Below are 11483 nucleotides of genomic sequence, written 5' to 3' on the forward strand. Positions count from 1 at the left end.
GTTGGATAGTTGTCAGAAAGCAGGTGATGAGCTGATGGTGATTTGAGTACGCGTTTAGACACTTCATTTAACATAATATACATTATGCGCCCTTTGGTGTAGGTGCTATTTGATAATGTCACTTTTTAGCTAGTTCATAATGTCACCCAGATACGGCGCTTTTGCCATCTTTTCTGGGAGATCTCTGCTGATGCTGGTGACCATGTCGAACAAAGAACTTCACCGTCTTCCCGTGATTCAGGCTGTTATCGAAAAACGCCTGCGTCGTTGTGATGCTGCTTCACAGTTGCAGCTCACTGAACGTCAGGTTCAGCGGTTGATGAAACGCTATCGCGAGTTCGGCGCTGCCGGGCTGACGAACGCGCGTCGCGGTAAACCTGGCACCCACCGGATTAATGATGCGCTGCGCTGCCAGATACTGACGCTGCTACGCGAAAATTACGTCGGTTTCGGCCCCACACTTGCCGCAGAAAAGCTCCAGCAGCGTCACGGGATTGCGATCTCAGTTGAAACACTACGATGCTGGATGACTGCTGACGGACTCTGGATCCCGCACGCTCGCCGTCAGCCTCGAGTTTATCAGCCTCGTCACCGGCGTGACTGTCTCGGCGAACTTATCCAGATCGACGGCTCTCACCATGACTGGTTCGAAGGCCGCGCACCAAAATGCTGTCTGCTGGTTTACATTGATGACGCAACCGGTCGTCTGATGCACCTGCGCTTCTGCCAGAGTGAATCAGCCTTTGATTACATGATGGCCACGCGCGATTACATCGATAAACACGGCAAGCCGGTGGCGTTTTACAGCGATAAGCACGCAGTATTTCGCGTCAGCCAGGCCGAAACACGACGTACTGGCATGACGCAGTTCGGACGCGCGCTGCACGAGCTGAACATTGATCTTATCTGTGCCAACAGCTCACAGGCCAAAGGCCGGGTCGAACGCGCTAACCTGACGCTGCAGGATCGGCTGGTTAAGGAGATGCGGCTGGAGAACATCATCGGCATTGATAACGCCAACGCCTGGATTGAAACGTTCATCAGCGACTTCAACCGCCGCTTTGCCAGACCGGCAAAATACCCCAAAAACCTGCATCGAACTGTTACAGAGAGTGGTCCGGAGCTGGACGATGTCTTCGCCTGGCAGACACTGCGCACGCTCTCAAAATCACTGACTTTTCAGTACGATAAAATCATATATCTTGTAGAACCTACGGAGGAAAACTCACGCATTGCCGGAGAGAAAATCCTTGCTTTTGATTATCCGGACGGCACGCTCGCATTGCCAGCATCACGCCTGCAGAAGAAGCAAAACTGATTGAGGAACCGGAAAAAGCGATCAGGCCAGAAAGCATCACCACAATGCCCGCGAACCCTGTTAGCACCGCTATCCAACGATAAAATTTCACCCTTTCGCGCAGAATAATAGCTGCAAGAATAACGGTAAAAAGCGGTGCTGCGTAGTTAAGCACCGTGGCATCGGCCAGGGAAATATAGAGTAGAGAGAGATAACTCAGGTACATGCCGCCAGTTCCTGCTAGCCCACGCAAAAAATGTCCTTTGACGTCTGAGGTCTTTATCCCCTCTTTCACCCCTCCTTGCAGTCGCAGCCAAAGCAGTAAAGGAAGCATGGCGAGAAACGAACGGAAAAAGATGACTTCGCCGACGGGCACGTTTCCGCCGAGGCCTTTAACACAGGCAAGCATCAGCGTTGAACTGAGTGCAGCCAGAATTTTCATTGAGATGCCGGTTGAAACACTCATTACTTAAAGTGGCCTGGAAATGTGTCGAGAAGGGTTGAATTAAGATACGTCAACAACCGCGAAATTCGTCACTTAATCATCGACCTTGCACGGCATTATATTTCTTAAGCGGTGGGAACAGACGGCTAACAGGGGAAAAAAAGCCGCCCTTGAGCGACTTTTTTACAAGTGAATCATTTAACGCGGTAATTAAATACGTCCATTACTTTATTTTTGCCAACACTTATCATGTGGCCGTCATTAAATTAACGGCTCACTTCATGACCAATTAAACCACCGATGGCTGCGCCGCCGAGCGTGCCGAAGGTGCTGCCGCCGGTTAAAACCGCCCCGCCTACCGCACCGACGCCAGCGCCAATCGCGGTGTTTCGGCCACGATGCGACATACCGCAGGCGGTCACAGAAAACATCACCAACATAACCATAGCAATTTTACAGCTGCGTTTTAAAAGCATACAAAGCCTCACTGCCATTATTTTATGGCATGCAAAAGTGTTTATTTGATTGTTGTTAAAATACCCAATCTGTAATGACTGGCACTGCTCGTCGGCGTGAATTTAAGGTGTTTTGGTATCAGGCGGAAGGTAAAAATTCTTATTTAATGGTGGTACTGGCGCGCAGAGAATCGTGCTTAATGTCAGGTGCGCACGGATGCGCACCTGGTGACTTGTTTAACGCTGATCTTCGGCCATGACGTTGCCGTTGATGGTCATCGGCACGCCATCCAGCGACAGCGAACAGTTTCTTAGAGGGATATCAAGATGGCACGGGGTATCGCGCGTTCCGCCCGCTTCGGTATTCGGGCCGCTGGAGAACAGGAAGTTTCCGGCGAAGGCACGTGCATCCATGCCGATGGTGGCTTGACGATCGTACAAGCCTAGTGTGCTCCAGTGGGCGCGCGTCATTAATCCCCAGCCTACATGTGCCATGGCGTAGGCTTCTGGATCGTTGAATGAATCCATAAAATTACGCATAAACTCCGCGTCAAAGCCGCCCTCAATACTGCGGATGTAACCTTCCTCGATAATCAACGTGACCGGCTCACGCGCGTAACGTTTGAACGGCAACAGGATATCGCCGCTATCAATAACAATTTTACCATTTGAGCTGCCCTCATTTGGCCAGCGGGCGATGAAGCAACTTGGCCAGTGATCCCACTTACCCGGCGCATCGGAGAAGCCATACTGGGTTAACACCGGATAATCGCCCAAAGCGCAGCTAAAGTGGGTACCCGCCGTTGAGGTAACCGTCATGGTCTTCGCCTGCTGCAGCTGTTGGGTTGCAGCCAATGCACGCTGTTTATCGGCCAGAGTGGGCAGCAAACGCAACAGAATTTCCGGCGGTTCAACCGCCAGCAGCATGCGCGTATTGGCTTTGAGAATTTCTTCCTGCTCTGGCGAAAACAGCAGCAGCATTGTATCGATAATCAGATCGCTGCTTTTTAGCGCATTCAGCGCCACGGTGTTGGTTTCCAGTGCCGTTTTACCTACATAACCCGATTTATCCGGGCTCAGCGCCTTTTCGCCGTTCATCGGTGGCAGCATCAAACGCGTGACGACACCCCCCAATAACCCACAGGCAATTTCGCAGGTATTCACTACCTGAGGATGCGAATCGGTGCTGGTGAGAATGGTGACTTGCTCGCCCGCCTTTAATTGACACAAGTTCAAAACATGCTGCCAACCTTTTACTAAGTCGCTATCACTTACAGCCATCTTATGCTCCTCGTGCAGATGAGATTCAGGCGATGCCAGGCGCCGCCAGAGAGAAATATTGACGATCAAAATGCAGTAACGGTGGATGTGCATGACCAAAGCGAATCGCTTCAACTGCACCAAAAAATACGCTATGTGTGGAGGTCTGCACGCGTTCTGCAATGCGGCAGTCGAGATTCACTAAGGCATCATCCAGCGCCGGTGCGCCGCTGGCGAGTTCGCTCCAGTCTGCATGATGAAAGCGCTCACTGGGAGGGACGCCCGCCTGACCGGCAAAGATATCCGCCAGAAAGCGTTGGTCGGCATTTAACACGTTGACGCAAAAGGACCCGTTCTCCAGCATGGCACGATGCGCTTCGCCAAAATGGTTGACGCAGATCAGCACCATCGGTGGCGTCACCGTCAGGCTACACACCGCCGAGGCGGTCATCCCACGGCGCCCTTCTCCTTTGCCGGTAGTAATAATGTTTACCGCCGTAGCTAACTGACGCATGGCACTTTTAAACTGCTCTTCCAGGGGTATTTCATTGGTTGTCATTTCAGTTCCTCTCGTTCCCAGCCGGGTAACCGGCGCAGTTGCCGCACAAAAAAAGGCGCGCCCAATACCACCACAAACATGCGCACGGTTTGTAACGCCAGTACAAAGGTCACATCAACGTGGCTGGCAATCGCCACAATCGCCACGGAGTCGATGCTGCCTGGCACAGTCGCCAGAAACGCCGTCAGGAGATCGACGTTCATCAAATAGCTGAGCAGCAGTGAAAAGAGTGCGCTGAGTGCAATCAACGCCAGTGAAGCCAGGAGCGCCAGCGGTATCATGCGAATCAGGCGCAGCAGAATTTCGCGCGTGAACTTAAGTCCCACCTCCAATCCGATGGCGGCAAACGCCAGATTCAGCACCCAGCTGGGCAGCGTCATATGATAGACATCGCTAGCGCTCAGCAGCGCGCCTACGATCAGCGGCACCATCATCGCTGCCGCCGGTAAAAAACGGAGGTAACGCGTTGCCAGCGGCCCAAGTGCGGCAATGGCCAGCGTACTGCCTAAGGCGCTGAGGGCAATTGGTGTAAAGCTGAACAAGCTCGCACTGCTGATCACGGTGGCGGGCGTCGCGAAAAGATGGGATACCAGCGTTACGGCCAACACCACTGAAGCGAGTCGGATGTATTGCACCAACGCCACCACCCGTCCATCGGCGTTACGTTCATAAGCAATTATCACCATGGCGCTCGACATACCGGGCATAGCGGCCCATATCGCCGTTTCTGCCGACACATTGCCGAAATAGCGAAGTGCCCAACTGATCGAAAATGAAAATAACAGCGTGGCGGATACCGACAGCAATAAGATCGGCCAGTTACTGATGACCGAGAGCAAAATCACGGGCGTTAAATTGGTGGCAATCAAGCAACCGGCCACCCCTTGCGCCAGCAGAAACACCGGCCGCCATAAGCGGCGCTCATTGCCGCTCACAGCAAAACAGACGCCGGCCAGCATGGAACCTAACAGTGCGGCAGCCGGGAAGTTGATCAGCGTCAGCAACTGAGAAATGGCAGCAGCCAGCACAAAGAGGCCGCCCCACTGAATCAGTTGATTACTGCGTGAAGGCGAAACAGCTGACGCAGTGAGTTTCATACCACCCCTGTAAAATCCTGATTAACCGCTAAATGGTCTTCGATCCACGCTGCGCCGTGCAGCAGACGCGCATCGTCGCCAATGCGACCCACCAGTTGAATGCCTACCGGTAAGCCTTTGGGGCCACGCGTGGCCGGGACGGTAATGCACGGCGTATGCAGCAGCGTCCAGACCTGGTTAAAGGCCGGATCGCCAGTAGCGGCTAATCCTGCTGGTGCTTCACCGGGCGCGGCCAGCGTCAAAATCAGGTCGAAATCAGCCATCAGACTCTGCATCCTGTGACGCCACTCGCTGAGTGCCGCTTGCGCCTGCTGATACTGCGCAAAGGTGGATTTCGCTTTGAAATCGAGAAAACGGCGGGTGACATCACTGATTTCACTGCGACGATGCTCGAATGCCAGCGCATGCGCCACTTCCCACCCCATCACCGCATCGTGCATGGCGAACAGGTGCTCGAAATGGGGCGGCGTGGCGATATCACTCACGTGCGCGCCGGCAGCGGCCAATTGCGAGGCAGCAAACTCCACCGCCGATTGTGATTCACTCTGCGCCTGCGCCCAGTTTGAAGAACGGAACACGGCAATGCGCGGAGCTGCAGACGCCTCTGCCACGTTCAACGCTGGTTGGCTGGCTAACACCGCGCTGGCAAAGCCTGCATCACGCACGTTACGGGTAATCACACCAATGGTGTCCAGCGAATGCGCCAGCACTTTGGCACCGGTGCTATTAATGGTGCCGAAACTCGGTTTGTATCCCACCACCCCGCAATAAGAGGCCGGACGAATAATCGAACCAGAAGTCTGCGTACCGTAAGCCACCTGCGCCATATTAGCGGCGACGGCCGCGCAGGAACCGCTCGATGAACCGCCCGGCGTGTGTGCGGGATTATGCGGATTACGGGTTTGATTCGGGCTGGCCATGGCAAATTCGGTAGTGACGGTTTTACCCATGATCACGGCATCAGCGCGGCGCGCCATTGCCACACAACTGGCATCCCACGCGGGACGAAATCCGCGGTACAGCGCCGAACCGTAGCCGGTCGCGAGGTCGACGGTATCAATCACATCTTTAACCCCGATCGCCACGCCCGCGAGTGCGCCTTTTTCTCGTCGTGCATCAAGCGCTTGTGCCGCTTGTAATGCCTGGTCATTGGCTAAGGTTTCCCACGCTAAAATAGCCGGTTCGCGGCGCGCAATATGTGCCTGACGCACTTCAATTGCCGCGCTGGCGGTTAATTCACCCAATTGCACTTTGGACGCCACTTCACGGGCCGTTAGCGCCAGAATGGCCTGCTCAGACAGAGACATGGGAACTCCTGTTAAAGGGGGGGCGACGATGGAACCAGGGCTGCGCCTGTTCGAGTTGACCGGCGAGCGAAAACAGCGTGGTTTCATCACCAAATGCCGCGCCAAAATGGACGCCGATGGGTAATCCCGCGCTCGACATACCTAGCGGAACGCTCATCGCCGGGCAGCCAGCGGCATTGAATACGCAGGTAAAGGGACCGTGCTGCCAGAAGTGTTGATAGAAAGCATCAAGATCCTCGGTATCACCGTGCATTACACCCAGTAACGGCGCGACTTCGCTGGTGACCGGCGACAGCAGAATGTCGTATTGACTGAAGAACTGTCCCATGGCGCGGGCGCAGGCGTGTAGTTGGTTTACCGCCCACAAATAGTCGGTACCGCGCCAGTTAAGCCCTTCTCTGATCCACTGCTGGTTAACCGGCTCTACGCGCGACAGCGGATCGCTGATGCCGCGCGCTGCGGCAAAACTGTTCATGCCATTGGCAACGTTGACGCCCAAAATAATGCGCCAGGCGCGCATCAAGGCTTCGGCATCGTAGCGACATTCAGCCGGTTCAACCTGATGGCCCAACGTGCTGCATAAGTTGGCCGCTTGGTTAACCGCCTGCAAAATCTCGGGATCGATGGGATTCCCCAACGGCGAACGGCTAATCAACCCAATACGAAGCGGGCGCGGCGCCTGGCTTACGGCCTGAAGGTAACTGTGTGGGCTGGCGGGAGCAGCATAAGGATCGCCGCGATCTGCGCCCGAACTGATATCCAATAGCGCGGCATTATCGCGGACCGACCAGCTCACGGCGTGTGGCGTCGACATCCCCGCAATCGCTTCAACCGCTACCGGGCCAAGCGGATTGCGCATGCGGCTGGGTTTAAAACCAAACAGGCCGCAATGTGACGCCGGAACGCGTGTGGAACCGGCTCCGTCAGAGGCATTGGCCAGCGGCATCCATCCGGCAGCGACCGCCGCCGCCGAGCCGCCGGAGGATCCTCCTGGTGTTCGCGAGAGATCCCAGGGATTGCGCGTAGCACCGTAAGCCAGAGGCTCGGTGGTAAAACTCAAGGCAAACTCCGGGGTGTTTGATTTGCCGAGCAGCAGCAATCCCGCCCGGCGATAACGCGCAATCAGCGTGCTGTCCTGCGAAGAGACCACGTCACTGAATAAGTGCGAACCACTGGATAAAGGCTGGCCGTTGACCTCAAAACCGGTGTTTTTGATCAGCATCGGCACACCAGCAAACGGACCATCGGGTAAACCCTGCCGCAGCTGCTGGCGCGCCTGTTCCCATGCGGGATGCACCACCGCATTCAGCGTAGGATTACCCTGTTCACACAGGCCGATCGCGGTTTCCAGCACCTCTTCTGCACTGACCTGCCGCTGACGAATCAGCGCAGCCAGTCCCAGACCGTCATAGTCTGCATAATTGTTAAACATGCGATTCTCCGTTACCCGTCAGTGACGTGTGGCCGCCAAACAGGGCGACCCTGCGGCTGCATTACGCCAAACCGGCGAGCTTCTTCACCTGGTCAACAAAGACATCGCGTTTTACTTCTTCATACAGGCGCGCACGCAGGCGCGGTGCCGGGCTGGAGTTTACGTTTTCGAACAGCGCCACGCGCCCTGCCAGGGAGCTGGTGGTCATATCCCAGATAAAGTTCATTAATTGCTCTTTCTCCATCGCGCTGGCACCGTGACCCACCAACAAATCGTGCAGGTAATGGCCAATATCTGGATTGTCGAACGCGGCTTTGCCAAAGCGCATCACCAAACCCTGTCCGCACATCTCCTGCAAAATATGGATGATGCGTGGATAGTGCTGGATCGAATAGAGGCGCCCCGCCGTTAGCATGCCGACATCCGGAGCCATCACTTCGCCCTCGGTCATTTGCGCTTTGGCTTCGGCGGCATAGACGAAGGCGCGCAGCGTCTGCGCATACTCAATCAGTTCCCCGAGCATCGCCTGCACCGCAGGAATGCGACCGGTGCCGAGCACATCCAGCACCAATTGTCCGGCCCCGACAAACAGCTCGGCCTTCACTGCGAGACGCGTCAGCACATGCCAGTGGGCAAAGGTACAAACCGGGCCGTAATATTGCATGGCCGTAGGATCGCCGAGATTGAAAATACGGTCAGTCGGCACAAACACGTTATCAAAGATGATGAACTGATCGGCCTCCTCGCCCAGTCGCGCGATGGGATGGTCAAAGGGATCGGCTTGCGGATGCGACACCATTTCACGTGAAATCATGCGAATGCCGTCGGAATTAATGGGGATGGAACCCCAAATACAGGCTTCCGCGGGCGTTTCCTGGATGCCGCCTAGGTTGGTAAAGAAGATCTCATTGGCCTGCGCCGCAATCGAGCCGACGGTTTTTGCACCGGAGACGCGTATGCCGCCGCGTTCAATGCTTTTCACCCTTAGCAGTGATGCTTCACCCGCTTTCGGTGAGGAGCGATCGGTTTGCGGACCGGTCAGGCTTTCGGAGGCAGTAAGGTTATTGTCGCGACCATAAGCGAGATAGCGCTCGATGTTTTCAGCGAAATCCGGCTGGCAGCCATCGAAGGTGGATTTTTTAGCTTTAAAGGTGGGCAGGTAGGCATATAAACCCACCGCAATTGCCGGAGCCAAATCCGGCGGACGACCAAAGGTGCCGCCGGTTTTTAGCGAGGTGTACTCAATCATCTTACGACGATCCTGCAATTCGCTAATGGTGCGAGGGATTTGCCAGGAGCGGCTGTAGACATCGCCAGTCACGCTGTCGGTGACGGTGGTGGCGTCGGCATGTTCTGCGGTGAACTGGTCATCAAACATCGATGCCAATAGGTCGACACCCGCAGCAAGCGCCGGCTCATCCGTGACTTTCTCCAGTTTTTTGCCGTTAACCCATAACTGGCGACCATCATCTAACGAAGCTTTGAACTCCGCGCCGGTTTTCAGTTTTTGTTGTGCTACGCCTTTCAACATCGCTTCCACTGGCTACCCCCTGAGTTTGAGAATCTGTCACGCCGCAAAGACCTCTTCACGACGGGTCGAACAGTTAAACCAATTACTCAACCGTTTCCGGGTTTCCTCTGGTGTTGGCGATCCCGGTGATGCCAGAAAAACATAACAGCACAAACATTTCAACCATTAAAATTGGTTGCAGGGTGAATGGTTAATCGTGGAATTGACTGCGTAAAATGCTGAAATAACAGCGGTGAAAGCCGATGTGGCCTATGATTAATGCGTTGATATTAATAGATATAAATCTTTTTGGTTTAATGTTTGAATCTTATGGATATCCCCTGTGCCGCTTTCCGTCACTGGAAATTAGTATGACCTGCAGACGAGTGATAACCAAATGATATGGTTCAACCAAAAATATTGGTTGCATATTGGTTGTGTGAATAGCTTAATGAAATGCACCGGTGTAAGGGTGGTGCGCGTAACAACGCAACCCTGTGATTACACTGTGCATTCCGTTAATCATCTGTGCGGAGGAGAGAATGGCGGCAAAACAGTATACAACATCAACGGGAAGCCTGACATTGCGTGGTTTTATCTCCAGCGCGACAGGCAAAGGTAAGCGAGTGCGGCCGCAACTGGCGACGATCGGGCAGCGTAAATTGATAGCGCGTCTGCCAACTGGCACCCTGCTGGCCGCACCAAAATCGCTGTACTGGCATGCGATCCTGATGCTGATTAAGGATAAACACCTCGCCGCTGCCGCTGTTTTTCCACAGCGTGGTGTGCAGGGATTTGCCAGGCGTAACCTCCCCCAATGCCACCGAATACCAATGGGCGGTCGCCACCTCACACGACAACGCTTGTTTGCCTTGGTTATTAATGGCGATAACAAACTTATCCAGTCCTTGCGTTCCCCTTGCCACATGCAGCGTTTCCTGTGCCCACAGCGGAGCGGAAATAATAACAGCAAAACTTAATAGCCACTGAATTCGCATCATTGATCTCGTCGTAATTAAAGTGATGAGTTAACAAAGTGAATATTTATTTAATTTAACCTGATGTCAACAATAATTAATGAGGAATGCCCTGATGAGAAGTTGGCAATTAGTTCGCTCCGCGCTGTTTATCAGTTTATTTTATTGCGCCAGCAGCCAGGCTGCCGATATTAAATCCATTGCGATACTCTCTCCCGAGCCGGGAACAGATTTTGGCTGGAACCAGCAAGGCATTGATGCCGCTAAAGCCGCCGGGGAAAAACAGGGTGTGAAAGTGATGGTGGCAGAGAATTTGGGTTACGGCGATGTGCGTCCGGCGATGCGCGATTTGATCGACGATGGCGCTCAGCTGTTGATTGCGCACGCCAGCGGCTATAACCAAGCCGCGCCAGAGATTGGTGCGCAGAACAACGTGCCAGTGGCAGTGACTGACAGTCCAGCTGCACTGAAATCCGGTTTGGTGGCTGATTACACCGTCAGTGGCCATGAAGGCGCGTATCTGGCGGGCGTGCTGGCGGCGAAAATGAGCCGCAGCGGTACGCTCGGCATGGTGGTCTCGGGCGAACCGCCTTCATGGAATGCGCAATCAAATGCTTTTATTCGCGGTGCCCGCGCAACTAACGAGCAGATTAAAATCCGTTACGCGGTGATCGGCCCTGCCGCTTATAGCGATGCGGCGGGCGGCAAACGCGTCACCGCGTCGGTGATTGCCGCCGGTGCAGATATCATCTTTGGTCAGGGTAATGGTTCCAGCTTTGGCATGTTGCAGGCAGTTGAAACCGCCAAAGCCGCCGATGGCGGAAAAGTCTATTTCATCGACGTGATTGGCGATAAATCAAAAATAGATAAAGGCAATTTATTAAGTTCGGTGTTATGGAACCTCACGCCGGTATTTAGTGCCATGATTACCGATTTAAAAGCCGATAAATATGGCAGCCACAACTACAAAACCTCATTAGCCGATGGTTCCATCAGCTTATTAAAGACCGATCATATTCCTGTGGATATTTGGCAGAGCGTTGAACAAATCAAGCAACAAATTATTGCCGGCACAATAAAAGTGCCGGCGGAATATGATGCTAAATCGCTGCATGATTTATTGAACAGCGGAAAATACTAAATC

At 54.0% G+C, this 11483-nt stretch carries 10 protein-coding genes and 1 pseudogene; 2 read left to right on the forward strand and 9 right to left on the reverse strand.

The features are described from left to right. Nucleotides 1–202: 202 nt before the first annotated feature. A pseudogene (locus AC6I8K_RS09345) lies at nucleotides 203–1282 on the forward strand (ISNCY family transposase); the annotation flags it as partial. Here AC6I8K_RS09345 and AC6I8K_RS09350 read toward each other — a convergent pair. The 9 genes from AC6I8K_RS09350 to AC6I8K_RS09390 all read right to left on the reverse strand — a co-directional run bounded on the left by AC6I8K_RS09350 (nucleotide 1212) and on the right by AC6I8K_RS09390 (nucleotide 10363). Beyond that, nucleotides 1212–1763 (reverse strand): DMT family transporter, encoded by a 552-nt coding sequence (locus AC6I8K_RS09350; protein WP_497826591.1) that lies wholly within the window; start codon nucleotides 1761–1763, stop codon nucleotides 1212–1214. The pseudogene AC6I8K_RS09345 and the gene AC6I8K_RS09350 overlap by 71 nt on opposite strands. Nucleotides 1764–2008: 245 nt before the next feature. After that, nucleotides 2009–2218 carry a YMGG-like glycine zipper-containing protein gene (locus tag AC6I8K_RS09355; RefSeq protein ID WP_007888377.1) on the reverse strand — a complete coding sequence of 70 codons (210 nt, stop codon included), beginning with the start codon at nucleotides 2216–2218 and terminating at the stop codon, nucleotides 2009–2011. A gap of 216 nt (nucleotides 2219–2434) precedes the next feature. Then, nucleotides 2435–3478: a 2,5-dihydroxypyridine 5,6-dioxygenase NicX family protein gene (locus AC6I8K_RS09360; protein WP_483817385.1), complete on the reverse strand. Its 1044-nt coding sequence runs from the start codon at nucleotides 3476–3478 to the stop codon at nucleotides 2435–2437. Between the two features lie 25 nt (nucleotides 3479–3503). Continuing rightward, a complete protein-coding gene (locus AC6I8K_RS09365; RefSeq protein ID WP_497826592.1) occupies nucleotides 3504–4016 on the reverse strand; it encodes a flavin reductase in 513 nt (170 codons plus the stop codon). Next, the gene (locus tag AC6I8K_RS09370) at nucleotides 4013–5113 is read right to left on the reverse strand and encodes an AbrB family transcriptional regulator (RefSeq protein WP_483817387.1); all 1101 of its coding nucleotides are present in this window, start codon (nucleotides 5111–5113) and stop codon (nucleotides 4013–4015) included. The genes AC6I8K_RS09365 and AC6I8K_RS09370 overlap by 4 nt, the downstream gene beginning before the upstream one ends. Further along, a complete protein-coding gene (locus tag AC6I8K_RS09375; RefSeq protein WP_497826593.1) occupies nucleotides 5110–6420 on the reverse strand; it encodes an amidase in 1311 nt (436 codons plus the stop codon). The genes AC6I8K_RS09370 and AC6I8K_RS09375 overlap by 4 nt, the downstream gene beginning before the upstream one ends. Continuing rightward, nucleotides 6407–7852 carry an amidase gene (locus AC6I8K_RS09380; protein WP_497826594.1) on the reverse strand — a complete coding sequence of 482 codons (1446 nt, stop codon included), beginning with the start codon at nucleotides 7850–7852 and terminating at the stop codon, nucleotides 6407–6409. The genes AC6I8K_RS09375 and AC6I8K_RS09380 overlap by 14 nt, the downstream gene beginning before the upstream one ends. 61 nt (nucleotides 7853–7913) lie before the next feature. Then, nucleotides 7914–9383 carry a 4-hydroxyphenylacetate 3-hydroxylase N-terminal domain-containing protein gene (locus AC6I8K_RS09385; RefSeq protein WP_483817891.1) on the reverse strand — a complete coding sequence of 490 codons (1470 nt, stop codon included), beginning with the start codon at nucleotides 9381–9383 and terminating at the stop codon, nucleotides 7914–7916. 545 nt (nucleotides 9384–9928) lie between these two features. Beyond that, entirely contained in the window at nucleotides 9929–10363 is a 435-nt protein-coding gene (locus tag AC6I8K_RS09390; protein ID WP_497826595.1) for a hypothetical protein, read from the reverse strand. A gap of 91 nt (nucleotides 10364–10454) precedes the next feature. Between AC6I8K_RS09390 and AC6I8K_RS09395 the strand changes: the two genes are divergently transcribed. After that, on the forward strand, nucleotides 10455–11480 hold the full coding sequence (locus AC6I8K_RS09395) for a putative B6 ABC transporter substrate-binding protein (RefSeq protein WP_497826596.1): 1026 nt from the start codon (nucleotides 10455–10457) through the stop codon (nucleotides 11478–11480). Nucleotides 11481–11483: the final 3 nt, after the last annotated feature.

The sequence above is a fragment of the Pantoea sp. X-Soil-ISGK-421 genome (assembly GCF_059730785.1).